Here is a 26,677-nt window from a genome sequence, read left to right on the forward strand (position 1 = left end):
GAAAGTGCGATGACTGGCATTGAATCTGTCAAACAGAACGCGCTTGCGGCTGTGATAGAAGACAAGACAGTTTAACGTCAATTGGTCAAACAGCTAGACCAAAAATTGGAATACTCTGGTGAGCCGGGTTGATGCGGGCCGGCTCACCAATCGGGCTTTATACTGGCACTACCACGTACGAGATTATGGGTAACAATAGAGGAAAGGGATGAAGAACCAAATAACTAAGCATATTTTAATGCTTCTAATTGTTTCCATGGCTGCGCTTGCCGTAATGGCGGGGTGCACGTCATCTGCGACACCGACACCGACTCAATCACAGCAGAATCAGCAGCCGGTTGAAGTCTTATCTGTTTTAGATACCTATAAAACCGGCCAAACGGTTAACCCCGGCGGGCCGGAAATTGAAATAACCTTAAAGAACGTGTCTGTTGAGCCTGTAGTTTCTTTAGAGGCCGCTCTCGAACTACTTTCTATACCTGCCGATTCTTTTCTAAAGAGATCTTGGAACTACAACTTCAATGTTACTTCTTCGAATCCTTTGTTGCCTGGTAAAAGCATCAGAGCTAAAAACATTCTAATCAGTGGAGGATTTGGCGATAGTCTTCCATATGCTGTGACTATAAATGGAACCCTGCAAAGCGGCGCAGTATTTGCTTACACGTGGGAACCGCCGAATTAATGAAATCCGGAAAGGGCAATACGGTACAGTGATAGAGAAACGTAGAGGAAATAGAAATATAACTAATCCTCTGCCTTGACGTTAATACTAGTGAAGAACATGTTTTACAGGGAGGGATTATCATGAAACGGCTATTATTTTTAATGCTGGCGATTGTGATGATAAGCGGCCTTTTCGGCTGTTCTCAGCCGGCTGCGGCAGGGCTGCTGAAGTCGGATAAAGACCGCATCACCTCACCGATGGTAAATCAATCCGACATGACAATGCTGGTAAATGGCGATGGTGAATTCGCCTTCGACCTTTACCAGGCTTTAAAGAAAGAAGGCGGTAATATCTTCTATTCGCCCTACAGCATCTCGCTGGCTCTGGCGATGACCTACGCCGGCGCCCGTGGTGAAACTGCGCAGCAAATGGCAGATACCCTTCATTACCTGCTACCTCAGAGTGCTCTGCATCCGGCGTTTAACAGTCTTGGCATCGAGTTAGACAAGCGCGGTGAGGGAGCCCAGGGCAAAGACGAGCAAGGTTTCCGGCTTAACATAGTCAATGCAATCTGGGGACAGAAGGATTATAAATTCCTCTCGGCCTATCTTGATCTGCTGGCCGAGAACTACGGAGCCGGATTAAGGGTTCTTGATTTCATTAAAAACACGGATCAATCCCGGGAAGTGATTAATCAATGGGTGAGTGACCAGACGGAAGGCCGCATCAAAGACCTGATTCCGGAAGGTAGTATTGATTCACTGACTCGTCTGGTATTGACCAACGCCATCTACTTCAATGCGGCATGGGCTCTCCCTTTCCAGCCGGAAGCTACCCAAAATGGTCCGTTCCATTTGATAAGCGGCACCGACGTAACTGTGGCGATGATGAAGCAAACCGGCTCCTTTAAATACGTCGAGGGTGATAATTATCAGGCTATCGAATTGCCTTATGACGGACAAGAACTATCTATGGTCATCTTCCTGCCCGCGCTGGGACAGTTCCAGGCCTTTGAAGAAGCGATGACTTCTCAACTGGCCAGCGATATTTCGGCGCAAAAGATTAATAACCGGCAGGTTGCCCTCACTATGCCCAGGTTTGAATTTAAATCAGAATTCGGGCTTAAAGAGACACTTATGGGTATGGGCATGGTAGATCCGTTTTTGGATAGCGCCGATTTTTCCGGTATGTCCAGCCAGAGTGACCTGCATATTGACGATGTTGTGCATAAGGCGTTTGTTTCCGTAGATGAAGCCGGAACCGAAGCAGCAGCCGCGAGCGCCGTGATCGTGGGAACAACATCTATGCCGGCGGAGCCGGTGGCAGTTACTCTTGACCGCCCCTTCGTTTTCCTGATTCGTGATATTCAAACAGGCGCGGTACTGTTTATTGGACGTGTGATGAATCCGGGCGAGTAGAATAGTCTCGAATCGCCACGGGTAAGGAAATACCAATGTGAAAAGAATAGTAGTAGTGAACTATATCGATGATTTTATCGACATGTGGCGAATATAGGTGGTAGCCGACAGACATTCTATATGGCAACGTAAATATGTTTATTCTCTACATTCCATAGGTTTTAACTAAAAATCCAACTTGAAGCCAGAAGATAAAGCCCCTCTTTAATTCGCAATAGATTAGTTTCTAATAATTATTACTAAAGCCTCCTGAACTGGGAGGCTTTTTGTTTTTTCTTCCTTCGTTCTTCCCCGAGGATTACCCAGAAACATGCTATTTCTTGATGTATCTCAATTTGACTTTTTGTTAAATAATGAATCTAGAAATGTATTTTTCAGCACCTTAAAAACTGAATATCAGCAGAGCCTTGACCCCGTATCGCGGTACGGGGCAGGCACTGAACGCTTGCCTCACCGAAAGGGGGTTAAGCGTGGTTACAACAGCGTGTCCTCAAGATGATAACCCTTTATCCTATGACAGGCTAGATGGCGAGTGGCTTGTTTGGTATCAAGTTGCCCACCGCTTTGAGCGTAAAGTACCGTCACCGGATAGAGCGGACATAAGACACAGTATTATTCTGGAGCTAGCTATGGCAAGACGCAGAGACGGCCAGCCATATTGCTTTCTCGCCGGTTACTCTTTCGATATCCCAAAGGAATAATGTTTTAGCCAGCGCCGGCGGACCGGCCAGCAGGACATGCACCGGTTTTTCTGCCATTAAACAAGCTCTCAACAGTTCCTTAACCTCGTCATGACCGATGATATCCTCGAATAAGTCATCAGGCAGGCTTAGTTTTTGATTTTGTGGCGTCTGGAGTGATTCGTTGGCAGCTTTCACAATCACCGCTTTTCCCAATTCACTAAGACGATAACCGGTATGAGAGTTGGACCTAAAAACATTCTCCAGGTAACCATCTTTGAAAAGACGGCTAAGGGTTGCCGGCCAAATCCGGACATGGCGCCAGCCCCAGCCAATCTTGTACTCCTTTTCCATATCATGGGTTTTTTCGAACTTGGCTATTTCCGTTAGTAATCCAAGGTCTGCTTCTTTTATCATTTCCATCCTCTTTCCGCCTTGATCATTTGATAGGCCACCATTACCAGGTTGAAGAAGTATGCAGTTCCTTTTACTCCGGCAGTATCGGGATGTAGCTTTCTTACCAATTCACGGTAGCGTACCTTTACTTCGTCATTACTGGCGGACTTTTCCAGCCCCATGACAAGATAAGGATCCGTTGCTGATTGTCCGTTTACCATTCCCTGTAATTTCATAGTCTCTATGCCAAAGGATTTCAATAGGGTTGCGAGGTATTCATTCATCCAGCACTGTAGTTCCTTCAACATGATCACGAGTATTTTAGCGAACATCTCTCTCGTTTGATCAGCCATGACCTAGCTCCATCCGCGGAGATTCGGCATCAGCGGCCGGCCCATCCGGGAGAAGTCAGGGCATTTTTGACACACTTGGTAGACCAGCGGAGCGCCGCGCTTTAGTGGCTCTATCGAGCTGATGGGCAGCCGGTGCCCTTTTTCACAATGGATGCATTTTTCGTTTACCTTGGCATGGCAGCATTCGTATAAACTTCGTGACATTTTACTCCTCCTTTTCGCCCAGAAATATTCGCGATTAGTTAAGGCGACCTTGTTCTCTCAACACCAAGCCAGTCCAGGAGAATAGCCCGGACATAACTGATATGCATTTTGTCAGGCCGGCCTGCCGCGTCCCGGAAAGCTCGATTGACATAATCTATTGGGCAACTAGCGGCCGATAATTCTTTGGCCAGGTCGCGGAGCTGCACCGACTCCCGGACATCCGGTTCGCGCGGAATGATTTCGTTAATATTTCCGGATGGCACACGGCCCCATTCTTTCCTGAAACATACCGTTAACCTCTCCAGTATTTCCGTATCCGGATATCGAGCAGCCGTGGGCGAGGAATTTTTCTCACCTGAGAGTTCGCCAGAGCGCTCAGGTGAATTTCTTCTTTGTTTTCCGCTTCCTCTTCGGCTTGATTTTCCTGTTTCTTCGGGATGATGAAAGGGGGTCCGGGGGAAAGAAGAGGGTTTTTCCGTTTGTTCGGCTGAATCTCCACCTGGGCGATTGTTTTGATTCACCTGACGACTGTCTTGGATTTCACCTGAACTATCACCTGTATGTTCGCCTGAACCCGGCCAGTTCTGGGTGATGACTGTTGAAGCTCCCTTTTTATAACGGAGTTTATCCAGCCAGTCGTCCGGCGGTGGAAATTCTGACGGCCAGGCCCACTGGAGACGCTGGACATCCCACCAATCTATTATCTGAACAGCCGGTGACTTAGGAGTGTCGTAGACTTTAATGAGGTTGTTTTTTGATAGTTCCTGGATAATACTTGGGACATCAACCTTAGAAATGTGATCGATGTTAGGGCAGATGGCGTACTTTATTTCTTCCGGATCACCGCATAACCGGCCCTGGTCGTCGGCGTTAGCCCACATCAACGGAAAGAGGGCACATGCTTTAAGCGATAACCGGCCGTAACGACGGTCGGTTGAATAGCTCTGCGGGAAAACTCTCCCCCTGGCTATCGCTCGGCGCATAGTGCCCCCTTAACCTAAACATCATGGATTTTGGATGCTTTGACTGTCGCCTTTATCATTGTTGCCTTTGAGCAAGATGGCTTCGGCTTCTTTTATCGCCTCATCAGGGTTAAGCAGTTCAGCCAGTTCCGCGGCACGGACAGCTCGCAGTGGGCTGAACTGACGGTGCTTCTTGACGATATCGTTCAAATTCAGCGACGCATATTTCTGGGTTGTCTCGATATCGGCATGCCCCATGATTTCCTGTAAAGAGCGCAAGTCTCCGCCCTGGACGAGGAAATTTTTGCCGAAGGCATGCCGCAGGCGATGCGGGCCCAGCTTAGGCCCTTTGATGCCGGCTTTCTTCATATAACTACGGACTAAGTCATACATTGAGTGCCGGCCTATCTGGCCTGTTGAGTTATGAAAGACGTAGTCAATCGGGCTGGTAGCCGCGACCTGTAAAAGAAGCTCTCTTGTTTCTTCACTGATTGGTACCTCGCGCCAGCCGATTTTACCTTGGACGATGATTGTTTCCTGTCGGATATTGTGTTTAAGGAGAGAGCAAACCTCACCGGAACGCACGCCGGTGTCTATCATTAAAGTAAGGATCGTCCTGTCCTGGAGATTATCGGCTGTATGAAGTAGTTTGATAATTTCGTTGGCTTCCAGGGTAGGCATCACGATTTTGGGACGCCGCGGCGCTTTTATTTCTAACATGGGGTTTGGTACATGACGGCGGGCGGCTAAAAATTTATAAAATGTCTTCAGCGCCCGGTAAACATCCCATTGAGTTTCATGGCTCCATGTCATGGTGGAGAAGAACATTTCTATGGGTTCTGGGCGCCTGGGCAACATAGGGCAAGCCCTCTCAAAAGGGTATAGCCTTCCCTTGTACCAGGCGATGGTCTCTTTACTAAGATTTTGGGCAGTCCGGCTGGCAAGGAATTCACGAATGGCTTGTTCGGTCCTCATGGCTAAACCTCCAGGACAACTTTTTAGAGGTTAGCACCATTACCGAGGACGCAAAACCGGAATAAGTGAGGGGGACTTTTAACAGGCATTTCCGGCGGAAGTCCGGTCCCAAAACGGCCATCCCTTTTTCATCATAAAATGACGCAAGGGACTTTAAAACCACGGACTTTAGACCGTTATAGGGGGGACTTTCAACCGGAGAAACTGGGGTTTTTGAAGCTATTTGGCGACCCCGGGGGGATTTGAACCCCCGATCTCCACCGTGACAGGGTGGCATGTTAGACCGCTACACCACGGGGCCGTTAAATAAAAAGCGCGCTTTTTGCCTAGCGCGAATTTCCATTCTTTTAGAGTCTAGCAAAGGCGGGAGGCCGTGTCAAGACAAACTGCGGCCCGGGGGCGGCGCGTTGTGTCGCAACTGCACCGTTGTTGTCTCACTATCAAGTTTATGGTATAATGACGTAAAATTCGTTAAGGGATCGGATAGTGGCGAAGAAGAGAGTAATACAGAAAAAAACGGACAGCAAGTTACAAGAGTATGAGCTGGTTTACATCGTCAGTCCCGAGGTTGCGGAAGATGCTCTGGAAGCTAGGATTGATAGCATCAGCCAGTTCATTACCGGTAAAGAAGGCGTAATTGACGGGGTGGATAAGTGGGGCAAGAAAAGATTGGCTTATCCCATCAAACGCTTCCTGGATGGCAATTATGTACTGACCAAATTCAAGATGGGCCCGGCGCGGTGTAAAGAACTCGATGCCAGCCTGCGGATGTCAGAAGAAATTATCAGGCATCTGCTGATAAAAGTGGGCGGTTAGCTTAAGGCGTAATGAGCTCCCGAGTTTTACCGGGGAGGTGAAGCGGCGATGCCGAGTTTGAACAAAGTAACGATAATCGGGAATGTCGGGAATGAGCCGGAAATGCGTTTTACGCCCAACGGAAAGCCGGTCACATCTTTTTCCGTAGCCACCAACTGGGTGTTCACTTCGCCCGAAGGTGAACGACGCCAGGAAACGGAATGGTTTAATGTGGTAGCCTGGAACAGGCTGGCCGAACAGTGCAACCAGTTCCTGGCTAAAGGCAAGCTGGTCTACGCCGAAGGCAGGATACATACCCGGAGCTGGGAGGGGCAGGACGGCCAGCAGCATTCCCGGATGGAAGTTATTGCCAACCGGGTAATCTTTTTGGATAAAAAAGGCGTCACCGGCGGGACGGATGAAAAGACAGAGGATGCCGGCGGGGGTGACATGGAGCCGGAAGACCTCCCGTTTTAATTAATCAGAAAAATCTTAATGTAAATAGGGGAAATAATGACACAGGGAAGAGATAACAGGGCCAGGAGACCTAACCGGGGCAAGTATATACCCAAGCGCAAAGTATGCTTCTTCTGCCGGGATAAAGTCCAGTACATCGATTATAAAGACCCCGCCAAGCTGCGGCCTTATATTTCCGATAGGGGTAAAATATCACCCCGCCGCAAGAGCGGCGCCTGCGCCAAGCACCAGCGCGCACTGGCTATTGCCATTAAGCGGGCCAGGCACCTGGCTTTATTGCCCTTTGTGGCGGCGCATGTCCGTAAAACGGGGGTCACCAGTTAATTTATTTTAGCGCTGAACCGTTTTTACCTTCCATCATTTCCTCACATAACGTTCAGTAATAACAGGGAGTTAAAGTGCCGAAGAGAACCTATCAACCTAAAAGTATTCCCAGAAAAAGGGAACACGGTTTCTTGAAGAGGATGAGCACGCGCGGCGGCCGGGATGTGCTTAAAGCCAGAAGAGCCAAAGGACGGAAGAGATTAACCGTGGTCTAGCCTCCATTGCCGCCGGACCGGATGGGGCAGCCGTGAAGGAAGATAAATCACCCGCCAGGAAGATGCCGTTCAGCATTGTCTATGAAAAAGGGAAATCATGGGCGGGCAGGGAAATCATCGTCAGGGCTTTACCCAACGGGCTCGGCACATCGCAGTTCGGATTCGTCGTCAGCCGGCGTGTGGGTAATGCAGTCACCAGGAACCTGGTCAAGCGGCGGCTGCGGGAAATAGCCAGGAAAATACCGGCGGCGCCGGGTTGGGACATCGTCATCATCGCCCGTGTTCCAGCGGAGGCCGCGGGTTTTTGGGATTTAGACAATACGCTCAGGAAGTTGTTAGTCCGGGCGGGAATACTCGCAGAAGAAAATGAAGGCTGTAGCTAGGAAACTGATAAAGTTGTACCAGGTAACATGGTCGCGGGTAATGCCGCCAGCCTGTCGCTTCACGCCTACCTGCTCCGAATACACCTCGGAGGCGATAGACAAATTCGGTTTCTTTAGAGGGGTATTTTTGGGTATGAAGCGGATTGCCCGCTGCCATCCCTTAAACCCGGGCGGGTACGACCCCGTGCCTTAAGCCTTTGACTATTTGACAACATAGTCCCGGATGTAATAAATTCAACTGACCTTTTTGTGGAGAATATGGTGAAATTGAATAAAATGAAAATAGGCGTGATAGCGCTGCTGGTGGTGATAATTCTCAGCATAGGTTTGCTGGGATTAAGCTGTGTCAGCGGCATCGCGCCCATAGGGTGGTCCGGCGGCACGGTGGCCGACGGTGTTCTGTATGTCGGCTCGAACGAAGGCCGGTTGACCGCCATCAATATCGACGACAGCAGCCGCCAGTGGGCGGAAGCGCTAAAAGCCAAGACCCAGTCCGGGCTGTTCGGCTGCTCGGCGTCCAGTATCGGCTGCGGAGGCGGCTCATCTTCCGTGCCTATTTACGGAACGCCGGTGGTTTCTGACAACCTCGTTTATGTGGCCGGATACAACGGCAAGATTTGCGCTTATAATACCAGCAACCTGGCCACGCGCTGGGTTTATCCCCGTGAGGGTTATCTCCAGCCCTTCGTCGGCGGGCCGGTAATCTCCCAGGGCATACTGTTCGTCGGCTGCGCCAATGGTTATATCTATGCCTTGGACGCGTTGACCGGCGATATGCTGGCCGAGTATGAGACCGGCGATAAAATCTGGGGCACCGCGGCGGTTGACGGCGATAGTCTGTACATCGGCTCTTTCGATAAAAAGCTGTATGCCTTCAATATCACCGACCTCACCCTGAAATGGGTATGCAACACGGAAGGCTCCATCATCTCCACGCCGCTGGTGGACAACGGCACCGTTTACTTCGGGTCTTTTGATAAGAAACTTTACGCCGTAAATGCCGCCGATGGCACCGTAAAATGGACGTTTACCGGCGGGAAATGGTTCTGGACGCAGCCGCAAATTGTTGACGGCGTTATTTACGCCGGCTGTCTTGACGGTTACGTTTATTTGATTAATGCGGCCAATGGCGCAGAGATAAAGAGTTTCACGCTGGGCAGCCCGGCGGCCGGAGCGCCGGTTATCTCCGGCAATTACGTCGTCTTCGCCTCCCAGAAAGGCCTAATCTATAAAATAGATACCGCCACTCAGGATATCCGGCAAATCGCTGACATTAAAATGAATGTCGATGGCCCGCTCACCGCTTATAACGGCATCATCTATATTCATCCCCAGTCCAGCGAGATTAAATGCATCGATGTTGAAACCGGGGCTGTCCTGCCGGATATTTCACTGGTAAGTTAAAATCGGAGTTATTTGAATTGAATGTTTGGGATTTAATAATTCAGCAGCCGCTAATCAATATTCTAATAGTAATATCCCACTTCCTGGGCGGCAGCTACGGCCTGGCCATCATCGTGTTGACTTTAATCGTCAACCTTGCCTTATATCCCCTCACCATGAACCAGCTTAAATCATCCCGGGCGATGCAGGACCTCCAGCCCAAGCTGACCGAGCTGCAAAAGAAGTACGGCAAAGACCGCCAGAAGCTCGCTCAGGAACAGATGAAGCTCTATAAGGAGTCCGGTATCAAGCCGGCCGGGTGCGCCATAACCATGATTATCCAGATGCCGGTGTGGGTGGCCGTCTATCAGTCCATCATGCTGGCGCTGGCGGTCGCCCCGGAAGGGCTCCTTAATCTTTCCAGGTATCTCTATCCCTGGCATGTGGTCTACTCAGCCCTCCCGCTGAGCAACTCCTTCCTGGGTATGAGCCTCAACGCGCCCAACCCCATATTAGCTATCCTGGTGGGCACCGGCATGTGGATTCAGCAGAAGATGTCCACTCCGCCTTCCTCCAACCCCCAGCAGGCCCAGCAGGCCACCATGATGCTCTGGATGATGCCGCTGCTCTTCGCTTTCATGGCGCTAAACTTCCCCGCCGGGCTGTCCATTTACTGGATAACCTCCAGTCTTTTCAGAATCGTGGCGCAGTACCGGGTAACGGGGTGGGGCGGCTTGCGCAAGCAGCCGCAGCAGCCGGTGGATAGCGGGAAAAAATACGTCAAGTTCGACGATGGCCAGGACAGGAAATTCACAGAAAAAGCCGACTCCGAGGTTATCATCAAGGACAGCGGCCCGTCCAAGGATAACCTGAATCCTTATAAACCCGCCAAGTTCAAGTTCCGCAAGGACAAGGACCAGGGAACTACCAAAAAATAACTAAGCTAGTGATGTGAGGTCGGAAGATATGGATGCACCCGGAAATCAAATTGATATTTATGAAGAAGCCAAGAAAGTGCTTGAAGATATTCTTGATTTGATGGACTTGCCCGGTGTCGTCAGGCCTTCCGATGAATTTACCTCCAGCGATGATGAAGGCAATCTTGCCTCCATCGGGCTCAACATTGAAGGCGATGACCTGGGCATTTTGATAGGGCGGCGCGGCCAGACGATGGTATCCCTGCAATATATAGTCCGGCTGATTATGGCCCACAAGATGCAGGTGCAAATACCTATCGTTCTGGACGTAGAAGGCTACAAGCAGCGCCGCTGTGAGGGACTGCGCCTGCTGGCCAACCGGCTGGCGGAGCAGGTGAAGACGCGGAAAGTTCCTTTCACCATGGAACCGATGTCGGCTTTCGAGCGACGGGTGGTCCACCTGGCGCTGTCCGAGCACCCGGATGTTACGACGGAAAGCACCGGCGTAGGTGAGTCACGCAAAGTGGTCATCACCCCCAAGACCCTGCCCAAGAATTGATTAGCACGCAATAGTGTGTTAACATAAGGGTGATAAAAGCGTAGACGGAGAAGAGTAGGGGCGCTTTAGCGTAGCCAGCGAGTCTGATAAGGTGCGAGCAGATATACGCCGCGTTCTGAAAATCACTCCAGAGCTGCCAACTGAAAAATCCCGATGGTAATCGGGAAAGAGTAAGCCGGGCCGGTCCCGTCAGCCGTTATCCTGACGAGGGCATAATCCGTGCCCTGTTAAGCGTCTCCCCGGTAATACCGGGGGGGAAAATGGGTGGTACCGCGGGAGCTTTAGAGCCTCGTCCCTGTGACGGGGCTTTTTTGTTATTCGTGAGATGTCATTCCGTACTCGATACGGAATCCAGGGCAGGGGAAAAGAGGATGCGTTCCCGCCTGCGCGGAAATGACGGATGAAAAAATGATGGTTTTTTGGTATTAATACAGGGGGGCAACATGTTTAAACCCGTTAGCAGCAGAGTGAACTTTCCGCAAATGGAAGAAAGCGCGCTCGTTTTCTGGAAAGACAGCAAAATCTTTGAAAAGAGCGTGAACTCCAGGCAGGGCAAGCCGCGTTTCGTCTTTTATGAAGGGCCGCCCTTCGCCAACGGCAACCCCGGCATCCACCACGTGCTGGCCCGGGCTTTCAAAGACGTTATCGTGCGCTATCGGGTGATGAAAGGTTATTACGTGCCGCGTATCGCCGGCTGGGATACTCACGGACTGCCGGTGGAGCTGGAAATAGAGAAGCAGCTTGGCTTTTCCGGCAAGGACCAGATTGAAAAATACGGCGTGGAAGAGTTCAACAAGCGCTGCCGGGAAAGCGTGTTCAAGTACCTGAAAGAGTGGAACACCCTGACGGAGCGCATTGGTTACTGGGTGGACCTGGAGCATGCCTACAAAACCATGGACAATTCCTATATCGAGACGGTCTGGTGGGCGCTCAAGCAGATGTGGGACAAAGGGCTGATTTACCAGGGCTACCGCGTCACGCCGCACTGTCCGCGCTGTGGCACGTCCCTGAGCTCGCACGAGGTCTCCCAGGGCTATAAGGAAAATACGGAAGACCCATCCATTTACATAAAGTTTCCGGTTGCCGGCAAGGCTAAAGTGGATTTACCGGCGGACAAGCCGGTCCATCTGCTCGCCTGGACGACCACTCCCTGGACGCTGCCGGGCAATACCGCCCTGGCCGTGGCGCCGGACGCAGAATACGTTTTGCTCAAGGGAGAAAGCGACTACCTTATCCTGGCGGCGCGGCTGGCCGGGGTCATCAAGCTGGACGGCTATGAAAAAGTGAAGAATATAAGGGGGGAAGAGCTGGTGGGGACGGCATATCGCCCCCTCTTTAACCCCCATGAATTCGGTATTACCAGGATGCGGTTCCAGGAAGACGGCGCACTGGCGGCACAGGAACCGGTCAAAGACCTCACTTACCGCGTCATCAGCGGGGACTTTGTTACCATGGAAGATGGCACCGGCATCGTCCACGTGGCGCCGGCTTTCGGGGAAATAGACCACGAGGCCGGTAAAAAATGGGGACTGGACTTCGTCCAGCAGGTCGATCTGCAGGGCAGGATTACCGGCAACTATGCTTTTACCGGCAAGTTCGTTAAAGACGCCGACCCTCTGATACTGGCCGACCTTAAAGAGCGCGGGCTGCTCTACCGCCGCGAGACTATCCGGCACACCTATCCATTCTGCTGGCGCTGTGAATCGCCGCTGCTGTATTATGCCAAGCAGACCTGGTATATCAAGACCACCGCGGTTAAAGAACGCCTGCTCTCCGGCAACGAAGAGATTAACTGGTACCCGGAGCATATCAAGAACGGGCGCTTCGGCAACTGGCTGGAAAATAACGTGGACTGGGCTTTCGCCCGGGAACGCTATTGGGGCTCGCCGCTGCCGTTCTGGCGCTGTGAAAAATGCGGCGCTTACGAGTGCGCGGGCAGCGTGGCCGAGCTTAAAGATAAGCCCGGCTGCGACGGCCTGAAAGAGCCCCTTGACCTCCACCGCCCCTATATGGATGACGTTACTTTCAACTGCTCCAAGTGCGGCGGCAAAATGAAACGCACGCCGGAGGTGATGGACTGCTGGTTCGATTCCGGCGCCATGCCCATCGCCCAGAGCCACTATCCCTTTGAGAACGGGACGCTTCTGGAAGACGGCCGCTTCCCCGCCGACTTCATCTGCGAAGCCATCGACCAGACCCGCGGCTGGTTTTACAGTCTCCACGCCATTTCCACCATGCTTTTCGATAAGCCGTGCTACAAGAACGTTATCTGCCTGGGCCATATTAATGACGCCAAGGGCGAGAAGATGAGCAAGAGCAAGGGCAATATCGTTTGGCCGGAAGAGGTCATTAAAAAATACGGGGCGGACGCGCTGCGCTGGTACCTGTATATCGCCTCGGCGCCGGGCAACCCCCGCCAGTTCGACGTCCGGCAGGTGGAAGAGGTCTCCCGCCGCTTCCTGTCCACGCTGTGGAACGTCTATTCCTTCTTCATCATGTACGCTAATATCGATAACTATAAACCCGCGGCGGGCGCTTTCCCGCCCCCCGAGGCCGAGCTGGATAAATGGATACTATCCGAGCTTAACCAGCTTGTCGCCGACGTGGACGCGTCTCTGGCGGACTATAATCCCACCGGCGCCGGGCGCAAGCTGGAGGAATTCGTGGACGGCCTGTCCAACTGGTACGTGCGGCGGAGTCGGCGGCGTTTCTGGAAGAGCGAGAACGATACGGACAAGCTCTCCGCCTACAATACCCTATACTACTGCCTGGTGACGCTGGCCAAAATCATGGCCCCCTTCACCCCCTTCATCGCCGAAGAGCTTTACCGCAACCTGGTGCTTTCCGCTTTCCCGGACGCGCCGGAAAGCGTGCATCTGGCCGATTTCCCGGCGGCGGATGAAAGCCGGATAAACAAGGAACTGGCGGACGATAACCGCCTGGCCATGAAAGTGTGCAGCATGGGAAGGGCGGCGCGGGCTAAAGCGCAGCTCAAGGTGCGCCAGCCGCTGGAGACCGTGTACGTGGGCGTAACCACGGAGGCGGAAGGACGGGCGCTGGAGCGCATCGCGCTGCTGGTGCTGGATGAGCTAAACGTTAAGCAGTTGCTGTACGAGTCCGTGGAGAACGTAGGCGGCCTGGCCTCATCGGGCTTTTCCGTAATCAGCGAAACGGGCAACAACGTGGCTATTTCCACCAATATCACCCTGGAGCTGGAGGCGGAGGGCATCGCCCGGGAAGTGGTGCACCGCTTGCAGACCATGCGCCGTAACGCCGGCTATGAAATCGCCGATCACGTTATCGTGTATTATGATGGCAGCGCTTCCTTCGTGCAGACGCTTTCCGCTTTCGCCGACTATATCCGGCAGGAAACGCTGGCGGACGATATGGAGGAGGGCATCCCGGAAAGCGCCGACCTCAAGGAAGAGCACAAGATAAACGGGCTGGGCCTGCGGCTGGGCATCAAGAGGGTGCAGTAGCCACCGGCTGTCATGCTGAGCGAAGTGAAGAATCCGTAAGTGGGATTACTGCCTTTTTACGATACTGTTTACTGTTTACTGATAACTGTAAACTGTTAACTCTAGCTAGTCGTCGTCTGGGGGCTTTCTTCCGGTATTACCGTGACGGTATGCTCGGCGTTGCCGCGCCGGTACTTGATTTCCAGCGGTTCGCCGATTTTAGAGGAGTTCAATATCAGCGTATAGTCCTCGACGTTATTAACTTCCTGTCCGTCCATCTCCACGATAACATCGCCTTCTCTCAGGCCGGCATTGTCGATAGGCCCGTTAGCCACCACCTGGATGATAACCGCGCCCTTGTCCACGGATAAATCGAGCTGGATGATGGCCAGCTGGTCCACGGTATAGAGGCGCACGCCCAGCCAGGGCCGGGTAATATATCCCTTGTTTACCAGTTCCTGGATAATGGGAAGGGCGGTATCGATGCTGATGGCGTAGCCCATGCTTTCCACGCCCACGCTGGCTATCTTGGCGCTGGTAATGCCCACCACTTCCCCGGACAGGTTAACTAATGGCCCGCCGCTGTTGCCCGGGTTGATGGCGGCGCTGGTCTCTATCAGGTTATAAAGCGTCTGGTCCAGGTCCACCTGGAGCGCCACACCTTTCTGACTAATAATGCCCTCGGTGGCCCTGATACCCTGTCCCAGCGCGTTGCCGATGGCTATTACCCAGTCGCCGATGCGCATGGCGCCGGAACTGCCTATACGCAGCGCCGGCAGGTTATGAGCATCCAGCTTGATTATCGCCAGGTCGTTCAGAGGGTCGGTAAAGACGGCATTGGTAGCCGCGGTATAGGTGGTGCCGTCGTCCAGGGTTACGGTAATCGTCTTGGCGTCTTCCACCACGTGATTATTGGTCACGATTATGCCGTCGGCGTCGATAATCCAGCCGGAGCCGGCGCCTTGCTGGGTGTAAGGCCGGTTAAAAAAGTCGTAGGAAACTACCTCGGTGTTGATAGCCACTACCGATGGTTTTACCGCCGCTACCACATCCGCGATGTTGGCTAGCTGCCCGAAGCTGCTGCCATTAGATGACGGCGGTGTCCAGGTGGTACTGGGCGAGGGGGTGGTGGCAGGCGGTGCCGTAGTGGCTGTGGTGGAGGCAGCCGGGGTGGTGGTATCGGAGTTGGAAAAAGTAATGCAGCTGGCGCCGGCCAGCGCGCCAAACAGCAGGACCACAACGAGGATGACCAACAGGGATTTTAGCGGTAATCTTTTCATATTAAACCTCACTCGATTCTCTTGGCCAACACAATCAATTCGGCACCTCGATTGTGTCTCTGACTCAAATATGCATTTAGACACACCAGGTATCGTAACGGCGAATGAACGATATTTTCCAATAAACGGCCCGGACTATTGTTCACCAAGGGCCCTACGTATTCATGCACCTTCTTGTTTTGTCTATATAATCCCTTGATAAAATTTTCGAGAAATACGTGAAAATGGGTCTTCGTGAGTACTTTAGCTACTTCCCATCCGCTGTCGTTTAATGTGCTGACCAGTGCCGAAGGCGAAAAAGCTACGAGGTGTTCATCGGCAAATATGGTACTGGCCAGACTTCGTCTCCAGAAAGAATGTTCATCCCAGGAAAGCAGATTAGGCACGGAAACGTAAATATAGCCACCCACGGGCACGTATTCTCTGACATTACGTAACACCTTTTGCGGTTGATAACAATGCTCCAGTAAATGCATCAATATAACGAGGGAATAGGTACGGTCACTCTTAAAGTCCTCAATATCAGCGCGGTAGAACGTGCCCCTGGCGTGGGAATTGGCATAACTAATAGAGCTTTCAGATTTATCAACGCCGGTGGCTTCGTATTTTCCCGTTCTGTTTAGCATATCGACCAGGACTCCGCTGGCACAGCCAACATCGATTATCGTACGTACGGGAAGTTTTGATATTATACGCCGAAGGTGTTTGGCTTTAACACTGAAATCCTTGTTTCCGGCGTGCCATAAAACCCAATTGGGATTATAAGCATCAGCATCCTGTATGCTGTTGACGCGCTCCAGTAAATGGCCGCGTAAAATCCAACCTTTATAATTGTCACTCACTATTACTCATCCCCGTTATAGAAGAGTTAGATAAAAGCTAAATCAGAAAATAGGCAATCTCCTGGTATAGTTGGGGGCTATATTTCTAAAATTTGTATTTATCCAGATGATTATAGCATAGAAAAATATTGTTAAGAGAATATGAAAAAATGCCCCCTCTCTTTTCAGGGAGAGGGGGCGGGGGTACGGTTTCTGTGAAAGGTACTATTTAAACTCGGCGGGGACTTCCGGCAGCGTCTTGAGGGATTCTTTTACCAGGTCTTCCGGATAATCGTAGTCCGTCAGTTTGCCGGAGAGGTAGGAATCGTAAGCCGCCATGTCGAAGTGGCCGTGGCCGCTGTGGCACATCAGTATCGTCTTGGCCTCACCGGACTGCTTGCACTTCAACGCTTCGTCGATAACCACCCGTATGGCGTGGTTCGTTTCCGGGGCGCTGATGAAGCCTTCCGACCGCGCGAAGGTGATGCCCGCCTCGAAGGTGGCTATCTGGGGCACCGCTTTGGCCTCGATGAATCCCAACTTGTGCAGGAAGCTCACTATCGGCGCCATGCCGTGATAGCGCAGGCCACCGGCATGTACCGGCGGCGGCATGAAGTCATGCCCCAGGGTGAACATCTTGGCGATGGGTGCCATGCCGGCCACGTCGCCGAGGTCCCAGGCATAAGGCCCCTTGGTCAGTGAAGGACAGCTGGTAGGCTCGGCGCAGATGATGCGCAGGTTCTTCTTCTGGCCGTTTATCTTTTCCTTGACGAAAGGCAGGAACATGCCGGCGAAGTTGGAGCCGCCGCCCACGCACCCGACGATGATATCCGGGTAGTTCCCCACCATTTCCATCTGCATCAGGGATTCCTGCCCGATGACCGTCTGGTGCATCAGGACATGATTGAGCACGCTGCCCAGCGAGTACTTGGTGTCTTCCCGGCTGAAAGCGTCTTCACAGGCTTCGCTGATGGCCAGTCCCAGGCTGCCGTTGGCGTTGGGGTCTTTGGCCAGCACATCGCGGCCTACCTTGGTATCCGGGGAGGGGCTGGGCACGCACTTGGCGCCCCAGGTCTCCATCATGATGCGGCGGTAGGGTTTCTGATTGTAGCTGACCCTGACCATATAGACCTTGCATTCCAGACCGAAAAGCTGGCAGGCAAAAGCCAGCGAGCTGCCCCACTGACCGGCCCCGGTTTCCGTGGACAGCCGCTTGACGCCCTCTTTCTTGTTGTAGTAAGCCTGGGCGACGGCGGTGTTGGGTTTATGGCTGCCGGGCGGGCTGCTGCCCTCAAATTTGTAATAGATTTTGGCCGGCGTACCCAGCGCTTTTTCCAGACCGACGGCGTGGTATAAAACAGTGGGGCGCCAGGTCCGGTAAATGGACTGCACTTCCTCCGGTATATCTATATACCGCTCTTTGCTGAACTCCTGCCGGTTGATTTCCTCGCAGAAAAGGGGCGGTGGCAGGCGGGTCACTTCCTTGGTACCGGGGTGCAAATAGGGGGGAAGCGGTTCCGGGAGGTCCGCCTGGATATTATACCAGCGGGTAGGCATCTGCTTTTCATCTAATATATATTTGATTCTTTCCACCTTTATCTCCTTTACATAATAATATTGTAAACGTATATATTTTAACGGGGCATTACATATTTTACCTCCCGGTATTTTTCAATGAGTCCAGGGCTTTACGGGTAGCGACGATAAACGACTTTAGTGAATTTAACGTACTATCTTCTTCCATCAGTTCGATAAGGCGGCTGCCGATGATAACGCCGTCGGCGAGGGAGCCGGCGTGCGCCGCCTGTTCCGGGGTGGATATCCCGAAGCCGATACAAAGCGGCTGGGCGGTCTTCCGCCTGACCCTTTTTACGAAGTCCTGCAACTCCGGCGATAGGGTTTTCCGGGCGCCGGTAACCCCGGTAAGCGATACCAGGTAAACGAAGCCGCGCGACCGCGCCGTTACCATGGTGATTCTGGCGTCCGTGCTGGCAGGAGCCAGCAAATATATCATATCAATATTATCATTCCGGGCGGTTTTCTCCAACAGCAGTCCTTCTTCCGGCGGCAGGTCCGGCACGATTAATCCGTTAATGCCGGTCTGGGCGCAGCTGCGGCAGAAAGCTTCCGGGCCGTAATTGAGCACCGGGTTGAAATAGGTCATGAAAACCAGCGGGACGGCGGTCTTCTTCCTGATGGCGGCGGCCGTCTCCAGGCATAGCTGCGGGGTGATGCCCCGCATCAGCGCGTGGTGGCTGGCTTTCTGGATGGTGGCCCCGTCCGCCAGCGGGTCGGAAAACGGTATGCCCAGCTCGATGATATCACAGCCGCTTTTGGCCAGCAGCAGCGCGGCGTTTACGGTAGCTTGCATGTCCGGATAGCCGACGGTAATATAGGCAATCAAGGCCTTGCGGCCCGGTTTGAATACATCCGCTATTTTGCTCATTTTTGCGTTCCCAATGCCCCGTCCACTATTTCCATATCTTTATCCCCCCGCCCTGAAAGATTCACGATAATCAGCTTTTCTTTGGGCAGCCCGGCGGCCAGCCGGGAGGCGTAGTAAATGGCGTGGGAGGACTCCAGCGCTGGGATAATGCCCTCCGCGGAGCAGAGCAGCTTGAACCCTTGCAGCGCCTGCTCGTCCGTCACCGCCACGTAAGCGGCGCGGCCGCTGTCTTTATAGAAGCTGTGCTCCGGCCCCACCCCCGGATAGTCCAGCCCTGGCGCGATGCTGTGCGTCTCGGTTATCTGCCCGTGGGCGTCTTCCAGGATATAGGACTTGGTGCCGTGCAATACCCCGATTTTCCCCGCCGCCAGCGTGGCCGAATGCTGGCCGGTGTTGAGTCCTTTACCCGCCGCCTCCACCCCGATGAATTTAACTTCCTTATCGTCATAAAACGGGTGGAACATGCCGATGCTGTTGCTGCCTCCGCCCACGCAGGCCACCAGGTAGTCCGGCAGGCGCTGGTAAGCTGCCAGTACCTGCTCCCTCGTCTCCCGGCCGATTATCGACTGAAAATCACGCACTATCATCGGGTAGGGGTGCGGTCCCACCACCGAACCGAGCAGATAGTGGGTATTGTCCACGTTGCTGACCCAGTCGCGTATCGCCTCGTTAATGGCGTCCTTGAGGGTACGGCTGCCGGAGGTGACTGGGCGTACCTCGGCGCCGGTAAGCTTCATGCGGTTGACGTTGGGCGACTGCCGGTGAATGTCCTCTTCGCCCATATAGACGATGCACTCCAGCCCCAGCATGGCGCAGACCGCTGCCACCGCTACCCCGTGCTGTCCCGCCCCCGTCTCGGCGATAATGCGTTTTTTACCCATGCGTTTAGCCAGCAGCCCCTGCCCCAGGGCGTTGTTAATCTTGTGTGCGCCGGTATGGGCCAGGTCTTCGCGCTTTAGTAATATTTTCGCCCCGCCCGCCTTGGCGGAAAGCTGGACCGCGTAATATAGCGGCGTCGGTCGCCCGATGTAGTCGCGGCAAAGCTGCCGGAACTGCTGCTGAAAATCAGCGTCCGCCATCGCCGCCGCGTAAGCGCTCTCCAGCTCGCCGAGCGCGGGCATCAGCGTTTCCGGCACGAACTTGCCGCCGTACTCCCCGTAATAGCCGCTGGCATCAGGTCCGGCTGGCATCGGCTTGCCTCACTGCTTCGATAAATCCGGTTATCTTTTTCATATCCTTCACGCCCTTCGTTTCCACGCCCGTGGAGACGTCCACGCCCCAGGGCTTGATAAGCTTTATCGCTTTTCCTACGTTTTCCGGCTTGAGACCCCCGGCGATGATTACCGGGAATTTCTCCGCTACCGGCACCGCCAGCTTCCAGTCGAAGGTCAAGCCGGCGCCGCCGTACTTTTCCCGGGCGTTGGCATCCAGCAAAAACATGTGCTTTTGCCCCGCCAGGACTTGCTGGCCGTATTCCAGGTTGGCGATGACGGCCTCCGGCCTTTGGGTGCGGCTCACCCGGATTACCTTTACCACCGGAAGTCCGACCTCCACGCAGGAGACCCAGGGCTCGTCACCGCTCAACTGCACCCAGTCCAGCCGGCAGTCGTCGGCGATTTTCCGCATGGTCGGCACGGGCGTATTCACGAAAACCCCCACCGCCTCCGCCCGCGCCCGGTTATGCTTTAAAGCGCTCATTATTTTTTTTGCCGCGACGGGCGTAATCTGCCGGGGACTGGTGGCGAACACCAGCCCGATATAGTCCGCCCCGGCGGCCGCGGCCGCCAGTGCCTGTTCTTCCGTTTTTATGCCGCAGATTTTAATCGCTGTCATGACATCAGCTCTTTTATCCTGGCGGGTATGTCCGGGGCGGTGACCAGGGCTTCGCCCACCAGCACCGCGTTAACTTTACATTCCCTCATTTTCTTCATGTCTTCCCGGCTGCCGATGCCGCTTTCACTCACCACGATTACCCCCTCCGGCACCAGCAGGCGTAAACGCCGGGTAACACTGGTGTCCACTTTAAAGGTGTTCAGGTCCCGGTTATTGATGCCGATTATCTCCGCGCCGGCCAGCAGCGCGTTCATCAGCTCCTGCTCGTTATGCACCTCCACCATGCAGGCCAGACCGAGTTTGCTCCCCAGCTCGATAAATCCCCCCAGCTTTTCCTCGCTTAAAATAGCCGTTATCAGCAGAATGGCGTCGGCGCTGAAGGCGGCGGACTCGTAAATCTGGTATTCATCCAGGATAAAGTCCTTCCTCAGGAGAGGCAGGGATACCGCTTTCCTGATGGCGGTCAGGTATTTCAGGCTGCCCTGGAAATATTTGGCTTCCGTCAGCACGGAGATGGCCGCGGCACCGTTTTGGGCGTAGGTCTGCGCCAGCGCCACCGGCTGAAAGTCCGGGCAAAGCAGTCCCTTGGAAGGGGACGCTTTCTTGACCTCGGCGATGAGCTTGACGGTCTTTCCTTTCAGCGCTCCGGCGAAGTCCAGCCGATTATATCCCCCGGCGCGCTCTTTTAGAGCCGCAAGCGGCACGATGCGACTGGAGTTTTCTATCTCCCGTTTCTTTTCCGCTACTATTTTATCCAGGATGCTGTTCATCGCGCCGTCCTATGCCCTGGCTGAGTACTACCAGTCTTTCCAGTATGTCCTTGGCCAGGCCGGTGTCTATCGTTTCCCCGGCGATACGCGCCGCCTCTTTCATATCCGCCGTCACGTTGCCGGCGATAAGCGCCGCCGCGGCATTGATGACCACCGCGCTGCGCAGGTCGCTCTTTTCGCCGTCGAGGATTTTCTCCAGTTTTTCCGCGTTTTCCTGCGGCGTGCCGCCCTTGATGTCCGCGTTTTTTACCGACTTTATCCCGAAGTTTTCCGGCGCTATTTCCCGTACCGCCGGGGACTTATCCGCCGTTACCTCCCAGACTATTGTCTTGCCGCCGAGCGATACCTCGTCCAGCCCGTCTTTGCCGTAAACCACCAGCGCGTGTTTAACGCCGAGGCGGTGCAGCACGGCGGCTATTTTGTGGCCGACCTCCTCGCTGGCGACGCCGAGCAGTAAATGCTCTACCCCGGCCGGATTGGTCAGCGGGCCGAGGATATTAAAGACCGTCCGGATGCCCATTTCCCGGCGTACCGGGGCGGCGTGTTTCATGGCCGGGTGAAAGACCTGGGCGAACATGAAGCCCATGCCTACTTTGTTCAGGCATTCCTCCACGCCGTCCGCGTTCAAATCAATCTTTACCCCCAGCGCCTCCAGGATATCGGCGCTGCCGCAGTGGCTGGACATGGCCCGGTTGCCGTGCTTGGCCACTTTCAGCCCCGCCCCGGCCGCCACGAAGGCCGCCGCCGTGGAGATATTGAAGCTGCCGGAGCCGTCTCCCCCCGTCCCCACGATGTCTAGCGCCGGGCCGTTGGTTTTAACGGGGGTGGCGCGGGAGCGCATTACGCTGGCCAGACCGGCAATCTCATCCGGGGTCTCGCCCTTGATGCGCAGGGCGGTGAGGAAAGCCGCTATCTGGACGGGCGTGGCCTCCCCGCTCATGATTTCCCCCATGACGAAGTAGGCTTCTTCATAGGTAAGGTCTTTATTTTCCACCAGCGCGGCGATAGCTTCTTTAATCATGGCTAAAAATCCCCAACATCATTTGTTTTTCACCTTTCCCCCTAGCCCCCTCTCCGCTTGGAGAGAGGGGGGATAAATGGGGTGAGGTCGATTATCCTTTTTTCATCTTTTAGCTGTGTTTTTGTGCCGATTCCTTACCTCATCCGGCATCCCGATGAACGAAGTGAATCGGGAAGATTTGATATTAATTATTCCTTGCCACTTGCCATTTGTTACTTGTTACTTACTCCCTCCCCATCTTCAAAAAGTTCCTCAGTAAGTCTTTGCCTGCCTTGGTCATGATGGACTCCGGGTGGAACTGTACCCCCTCCACCGGGAACTTTTTATGGCGCAGGCCCATGATAATGCGGTTGTCCGTGCGGGCGGTTACCTCCAGGCAGTCCGGCAGCCCCTTGTCCAGCACCGCCAGCGAATGGTAGCGCACCGCCGGGAAGGGGCTTTTTATCCCTTTGAAAACGCCTTTGCTGTCATGGTGGATGAGGGAGGTCTTGCCGTGCTTTATCTCCCCGGCGTGGGTCACCGTCCCCCCGTAAGCGTACCCGATGCACTGGTGCCCCAGGCACACCCCGAGTATCGGCGTTCTTTCCCCGAAGCGCCGGATAGCGTCATTGGAGACGCCCCCTTCCTGCGGCGTACCCGGCCCCGGAGAGATAACGATGCGCTCCGGCGCCAACTTTTCTATTTCGTCGATGGTGATTTCATTATTCCTGACCACTTTCACCTCTTCCCCCAACTCGGAGAAGTACTGGTAGAGGTTGTAGGTGAAGCTATCGTAATTATCAATAAGTAAAAGCATCAGTTCCCCTCCGCCTGGCTTATCGCCGCCAGCAGGGCCTGCATTTTGTTAAGGCACTCCTGGTATTCGTTGGCCGGCACGCTGTCCATCACGATGCCCGCCCCCGCCTGCACGTAAGCCGTCCCGTCCTTGATGACGATGGTGCGGATGGCGATGGCGGTATCTATATTGCCGCTGAAATCGAAATAGCCGACCGCCCCGGCGTAAGGGCCGCGTTTATCCGGCTCTAAATCGGCGATGATTTCCATGGCGCGTATCTTGGGTGCGCCGGAGACCGTGCCCGCCGGGAAGCAGGCGCGCAGCGCGTCGAACTGCGTCAGCCCTTGCCTGAGCTTGCCCTGCACGTGCGATACCAGGTGCATGACGTGGGAGTACCGCTCGATGTCCATGAATTGGGTAACCTGTACCGTGCCCGGCTCGCTGATTCTGCCCACGTCGTTGCGGGCTAGGTCCACCAGCATGACATGCTCGGCGCACTCCTTTTCGTCGGTCCTGAGCTCTTTTTCCAGCGCCTTGTCCTTTTCGCTGTCCCGGCCGCGCGGACGCGTGCCGGCGATAGGGTGATTGGAAACGGTGCCGTCCTCCACGCGCACCAGCAGCTCCGGTGACGCCCCCACGATGTGAACGTCGTTAAGGTGGAGGAAGTACATGTAGGGGGAGGGGTTTATCGAGCGTAAGGCGCGGTAAATGGCGAACGGGCTGGCTGACGTTTCCCGCCCCACCCGCACCGAGGGCACCCCCTGGATGATATCCCCGTCAAAGATGTGTTTTTGCATCTTGACGACCATGCCCTCATACTCCGCCGCGGTCACATTGGCGGTAGTCCCGGCATGGTTGGTATTGGCTTTTACCGGTGTCTCCGCCGGCAGCGGCTCTTTGAGACGGGCCACCAGCTCGTCTATTTTCGCCGTGGCTTCTTGGTAGCTTTGCTCGATATCGCCGTCCAGCCGCACGTGGGAGACAACTTTTATTTTATGGGCAAGGTGGTCGAAGATAAGCAGGGTGTGTACCAGCATCAGCTGGCTTTCCGGCAGACCCAGGGCGTCCTTTTCCGGCGCGGGCAGCCGCTCGAAGTACCGCGCTACCTCATAGCTCAAATACCCCACCATCCCCCCGTGAAAGCGCGGCAGCTCGGCTACGGGAATTGCCCGGTATTGCCGGAACTCTTTTTCCACCAGCAGCAGGGGGTCGATATTTTCCGGCTCGGGGTGAGATTGTTGAACCATAGCGCCGGTGGTGATAATTTTAGCCGGTTCCGTCCCTAAAAAGCTGTAGCGCGCCAGCCTTTCGCCCCCCTCCACGCTCTCCAGCAGGAAGGAATAGTCCCCCTGCGCTATCTTGAGGTAAGCGGATACCGGCGTCTCCAGGTCCGCATTGATTTCACGGTAAACCGGCACCAGGTTGCCCTGCGGTTTCAGTTTTTTTACTTCTTCAAGAGACGGATAGTACATTTTCTTCCCCTGGCCGTGCCCCGGGGCGGGGAAAATAAAAAACCCCCACCCTGAAAGGGGCGGGGGCTAATGCTTCCGCGGTGCCACCCTTTTTATCCCGCGGTATTCGAGTGATTTTTCCCTGATATACCGGAGGACATCTCTGCGGGTACAGCCCCGACTTTACCAGGACGATACCCCGGGATTCTTTAACGCTTCCCCTGCGGCACGGTCTACTCGCTTTTGGCTTTCGACTTGCGGCTCCCAGGTCCATTCAGCCCCGGCGCTGGCGTCGGGCTCGCACCTTCCCCGACTCTCTGTAGCCCCGCTTTAGAGCTTACTAATCCTGTTCACAGCCTTTAACTATTAAGATATTTCACAGGTTATCATGATACGGAAAATTTGTCAAGAGAAGAGGGGGGTGAAGTATTATTGTTTATTGACTTATTAAAACATATGACATAATATTTAGGGTAATTCATGTTTATCGAGGACGTTACTATAGTACACGAGCAACATGCCTTATAATGACTATATTTGCGCTATTAGCGGACGACATTTCCGCGATATTGTAGCATGGAGAAATTGCGAGTCAATCAATGACTGCAAACGATGTCCCTTTGTTCATAGGACGGTAGAGGAAGAAGAGAGGGAAAAGAGGTATAGAAGGATACTGGAAGCTCCCGTTGTTAAACGAAAAGAAAGTGGTTGCTTTAACGTTGCCTTCACAGTTGGAATAATTTTGCTATTCGGTGGCGTGATTACTGGTATAGTTTATCTAGTTAAGTGGATAATCACACTTTTTTAACAAGATAATATATAGTGGGATTTATTACGAATGCGGATATTAGTATAATAAAAAATCGCGATAATGCAAAAGACCAATTGCAAAGAAAATTATAAAAGCTACTTAATGCGGTTTAAAGAATCCAGAGCTAGGAGAACCAAAAAGACCACGGCGTTGCCGTTCGCCAGGAAAATAGATATTCAGGAAAAGATGCAGTTAGAGCACAAGGTAATCCGGGACTCTGTAAAAACTCCGCATTAGTTACTCCCCCAATATTCCTTCAATATCCCTACCAGTAAATCTTTAAATCTATTACTCTCTTGGCATCCGTTTCAAAATAGTAGGCGGTCTCAAAGAGAAATTCCCGGTTATAGGTGGAATATATTTTTAAGTTGTACACTATGCCGTCCATGCTGGAAGGGCCGGGCCTGTCCGTGCCGGTGCAGTCGATGTAAACCAGGCCTCTATCGGTGGTCAGGAAGGCGTTGATGGCGTGTCCCGGCGGGACGTCAAACGTTATAAGCACCAGCGCCGCCCTGATACCCGCCGCCTCCGCGTTGTTATGTACCGTCTCCGCGAAGTTGCCGCACATATAATAGTCCGTCACGTAACGGTAGGAATCGGTAATATCGGATATTAAAAAAGACAGCAGCTCCGCGTAGGTGGGGTCGACCGCGTCCGGGTTGTTTATCAGGTTGAATCCCCTGACGGGGGCGGGCGTCTGGGGGATGGGCATATTAAAGGTCACCGGCATAGAATCGTTAATTATCGCCATGGGCTCCACCCCGGCGAACACCTCCCCGAATGTCTCCCGGTACAGGGCGATACTCGCCAGCGCTTCTTCAGCCTGGCTGATTGCCTCTTCCTTGGCGGCGATGGCCGCATTAAGCTCGCCGGTCATATTGTCCGCGGCCCGGATGGCCTCATCCCGATCGGAAATCGCTTGAGTCAGCCGCGTTTCGAGATTGGAGTTCGCGGCGTTGACTGAAGTCAAATTTATGGTTATCTCCGAAAGTTCGGTATTGGTCTTGTCCAGGTCATTCCTGGTATCCAGCAATACGTTATTAGCCAGTGTCAGTTGGCTGTTCGTCTGGGACAGTTCACTCTGTACAACGTTCACCTCGGCGGATTTCTCGTTTAAGTCGGCCTGTATCGCCGCCACCTTGGCGTTAGCCTGTCCCAGCATTACCCCCAGCACCGCCACCACCATGGCTATCAGTACTATCCCCGCAACCGTAAAAATCTTTTTCATTTTAGCCCCCCCCTGAAAAATTTTTCAGAGACACAGGTTTAACGTCATCATCTCATAATTTAAAGAGAAAATAAATCC

28 protein-coding genes, 1 tRNA gene and 1 other annotated feature are annotated in these 26,677 nt (G+C 53.6%); of the genes, 12 read left to right on the top strand and 17 right to left on the bottom strand.

Features of this window, described 5'->3' with window-relative positions:
• Window positions 1–208 precede the first annotated feature (208 nt).
• Complete coding sequence (locus tag WC370_00750) at window positions 209–682, top strand: hypothetical protein (GenBank protein ID MFA5307999.1); 474 nt, start codon at window positions 209–211, stop codon at window positions 680–682.
• A 122-nt stretch (window positions 683–804) separates the two neighbouring features.
• The gene (locus WC370_00755; protein ID MFA5308000.1) at window positions 805–2,082 is read left to right on the top strand and encodes a serpin family protein; all 1,278 of its coding nucleotides are present in this window, start codon (window positions 805–807) and stop codon (window positions 2,080–2,082) included.
• Between the two features lie 623 nt (window positions 2,083–2,705).
• Here the strand turns inward: WC370_00755 and WC370_00760 are convergent.
• The 6 genes from WC370_00760 to WC370_00785 form a co-directional block, all read right to left on the bottom strand.
• A complete protein-coding gene (locus WC370_00760; protein MFA5308001.1) occupies window positions 2,706–3,179 on the bottom strand; it encodes a hypothetical protein in 474 nt (157 codons plus the stop codon).
• Window positions 3,176–3,511 (bottom strand): J domain-containing protein, encoded by a 336-nt coding sequence (locus WC370_00765; GenBank protein ID MFA5308002.1) that lies wholly within the window; start codon window positions 3,509–3,511, stop codon window positions 3,176–3,178. The genes WC370_00760 and WC370_00765 overlap by 4 nt, the downstream gene beginning before the upstream one ends.
• A gap of 3 nt (window positions 3,512–3,514) precedes the next feature.
• A complete protein-coding gene (locus tag WC370_00770; GenBank protein ID MFA5308003.1) occupies window positions 3,515–3,715 on the bottom strand; it encodes a hypothetical protein in 201 nt (66 codons plus the stop codon).
• A 38-nt stretch (window positions 3,716–3,753) separates the two neighbouring features.
• Entirely contained in the window at window positions 3,754–4,698 is a 945-nt protein-coding gene (locus WC370_00775) for a hypothetical protein (GenBank protein MFA5308004.1), read from the bottom strand.
• A gap of 21 nt (window positions 4,699–4,719) precedes the next feature.
• Entirely contained in the window at window positions 4,720–5,652 is a 933-nt protein-coding gene (locus tag WC370_00780; protein ID MFA5308005.1) for a tyrosine-type recombinase/integrase, read from the bottom strand.
• Between the two features lie 224 nt (window positions 5,653–5,876).
• Window positions 5,877–5,953, bottom strand: a tRNA-Asp gene (locus tag WC370_00785).
• Between the two features lie 185 nt (window positions 5,954–6,138).
• On the opposite strand from WC370_00785, the gene rpsF reads away from it, so the two are divergent.
• From rpsF to ileS, 10 genes are all read left to right on the top strand, one after another.
• On the top strand, window positions 6,139–6,468 hold the full coding sequence (rpsF, locus tag WC370_00790) for a 30S ribosomal protein S6 (GenBank protein ID MFA5308006.1): 330 nt from the start codon (window positions 6,139–6,141) through the stop codon (window positions 6,466–6,468).
• Window positions 6,469–6,516: 48 nt separating this feature from the next.
• Complete coding sequence (gene ssb / locus WC370_00795; GenBank protein ID MFA5308007.1) at window positions 6,517–6,924, top strand: single-stranded DNA-binding protein; 408 nt, start codon at window positions 6,517–6,519, stop codon at window positions 6,922–6,924.
• Window positions 6,925–6,960: 36 nt separating this feature from the next.
• A complete protein-coding gene (rpsR, locus tag WC370_00800) occupies window positions 6,961–7,248 on the top strand; it encodes a 30S ribosomal protein S18 (protein ID MFA5308008.1) in 288 nt (95 codons plus the stop codon).
• A 74-nt stretch (window positions 7,249–7,322) separates the two neighbouring features.
• Window positions 7,323–7,463 (top strand): 50S ribosomal protein L34, encoded by a 141-nt coding sequence (gene rpmH / locus WC370_00805; protein ID MFA5308009.1) that lies wholly within the window; start codon window positions 7,323–7,325, stop codon window positions 7,461–7,463.
• 32 nt (window positions 7,464–7,495) lie between these two features.
• Complete coding sequence (rnpA, locus tag WC370_00810) at window positions 7,496–7,846, top strand: ribonuclease P protein component (GenBank protein ID MFA5308010.1); 351 nt, start codon at window positions 7,496–7,498, stop codon at window positions 7,844–7,846.
• On the top strand, window positions 7,830–8,039 hold the full coding sequence (gene yidD, locus WC370_00815; protein ID MFA5308011.1) for a membrane protein insertion efficiency factor YidD: 210 nt from the start codon (window positions 7,830–7,832) through the stop codon (window positions 8,037–8,039). The genes rnpA and yidD overlap by 17 nt, the downstream gene beginning before the upstream one ends.
• A gap of 65 nt (window positions 8,040–8,104) precedes the next feature.
• Window positions 8,105–9,250: a PQQ-binding-like beta-propeller repeat protein gene (locus WC370_00820; protein MFA5308012.1), complete on the top strand. Its 1,146-nt coding sequence runs from the start codon at window positions 8,105–8,107 to the stop codon at window positions 9,248–9,250.
• 17 nt (window positions 9,251–9,267) lie between these two features.
• Window positions 9,268–10,167 (top strand): YidC/Oxa1 family membrane protein insertase, encoded by a 900-nt coding sequence (locus tag WC370_00825; protein ID MFA5308013.1) that lies wholly within the window; start codon window positions 9,268–9,270, stop codon window positions 10,165–10,167.
• A gap of 28 nt (window positions 10,168–10,195) precedes the next feature.
• Window positions 10,196–10,705, top strand: a complete 510-nt coding sequence (locus tag WC370_00830) for a R3H domain-containing nucleic acid-binding protein (protein ID MFA5308014.1) — start codon at window positions 10,196–10,198, stop codon at window positions 10,703–10,705.
• A 443-nt stretch (window positions 10,706–11,148) separates the two neighbouring features.
• On the top strand, window positions 11,149–14,184 hold the full coding sequence (ileS, locus tag WC370_00835; GenBank protein ID MFA5308015.1) for an isoleucine--tRNA ligase: 3,036 nt from the start codon (window positions 11,149–11,151) through the stop codon (window positions 14,182–14,184).
• Window positions 14,185–14,285: 101 nt separating this feature from the next.
• On the opposite strand, the gene WC370_00840 is transcribed toward ileS, so the two are convergent.
• The 11 genes from WC370_00840 to WC370_00890 form a co-directional block, all read right to left on the bottom strand.
• Window positions 14,286–15,443: a trypsin-like peptidase domain-containing protein gene (locus WC370_00840; protein ID MFA5308016.1), complete on the bottom strand. Its 1,158-nt coding sequence runs from the start codon at window positions 15,441–15,443 to the stop codon at window positions 14,286–14,288.
• 8 nt (window positions 15,444–15,451) lie between these two features.
• A complete protein-coding gene (locus WC370_00845) occupies window positions 15,452–16,285 on the bottom strand; it encodes a methyltransferase domain-containing protein (protein MFA5308017.1) in 834 nt (277 codons plus the stop codon).
• Between the two features lie 204 nt (window positions 16,286–16,489).
• Window positions 16,490–17,857, bottom strand: coding sequence for a TrpB-like pyridoxal phosphate-dependent enzyme (locus tag WC370_00850; GenBank protein MFA5308018.1), 1,368 nt, complete (start codon window positions 17,855–17,857; stop codon window positions 16,490–16,492).
• Between the two features lie 61 nt (window positions 17,858–17,918).
• Window positions 17,919–18,710, bottom strand: a complete 792-nt coding sequence (trpA, locus tag WC370_00855; protein ID MFA5308019.1) for a tryptophan synthase subunit alpha — start codon at window positions 18,708–18,710, stop codon at window positions 17,919–17,921.
• Window positions 18,707–19,900: a tryptophan synthase subunit beta gene (trpB, locus tag WC370_00860; protein MFA5308020.1), complete on the bottom strand. Its 1,194-nt coding sequence runs from the start codon at window positions 19,898–19,900 to the stop codon at window positions 18,707–18,709. Before trpB ends, trpA begins: the two co-directional genes overlap by 4 nt.
• Window positions 19,884–20,543, bottom strand: coding sequence for a phosphoribosylanthranilate isomerase (locus WC370_00865; protein MFA5308021.1), 660 nt, complete (start codon window positions 20,541–20,543; stop codon window positions 19,884–19,886). Before WC370_00865 ends, trpB begins: the two co-directional genes overlap by 17 nt.
• Window positions 20,540–21,313 (bottom strand): indole-3-glycerol phosphate synthase TrpC, encoded by a 774-nt coding sequence (gene trpC / locus WC370_00870; protein ID MFA5308022.1) that lies wholly within the window; start codon window positions 21,311–21,313, stop codon window positions 20,540–20,542. The genes WC370_00865 and trpC overlap by 4 nt, the downstream gene beginning before the upstream one ends.
• Entirely contained in the window at window positions 21,294–22,334 is a 1,041-nt protein-coding gene (gene trpD, locus WC370_00875) for an anthranilate phosphoribosyltransferase (GenBank protein ID MFA5308023.1), read from the bottom strand. The genes trpC and trpD overlap by 20 nt, the downstream gene beginning before the upstream one ends.
• Window positions 22,335–22,557: 223 nt before the next feature.
• Window positions 22,558–23,130, bottom strand: a complete 573-nt coding sequence (locus WC370_00880; protein ID MFA5308024.1) for an aminodeoxychorismate/anthranilate synthase component II — start codon at window positions 23,128–23,130, stop codon at window positions 22,558–22,560.
• Window positions 23,130–24,581 (bottom strand): anthranilate synthase component I, encoded by a 1,452-nt coding sequence (gene trpE / locus WC370_00885; protein ID MFA5308025.1) that lies wholly within the window; start codon window positions 24,579–24,581, stop codon window positions 23,130–23,132. The genes WC370_00880 and trpE overlap by 1 nt, the downstream gene beginning before the upstream one ends.
• 52 nt (window positions 24,582–24,633) lie before the next feature.
• Window positions 24,634–24,923 (bottom strand) — a binding site (T-box leader).
• A 713-nt stretch (window positions 24,924–25,636) separates the two neighbouring features.
• Window positions 25,637–26,599: a hypothetical protein gene (locus tag WC370_00890; protein MFA5308026.1), complete on the bottom strand. Its 963-nt coding sequence runs from the start codon at window positions 26,597–26,599 to the stop codon at window positions 25,637–25,639.
• Window positions 26,600–26,677 lie beyond the last annotated feature (78 nt).

The organism is Dehalococcoidales bacterium (genome assembly GCA_041652735.1).
Classification (GTDB): domain Bacteria; phylum Chloroflexota; class Dehalococcoidia; order Dehalococcoidales; family RBG-16-60-22; genus RBG-13-51-18.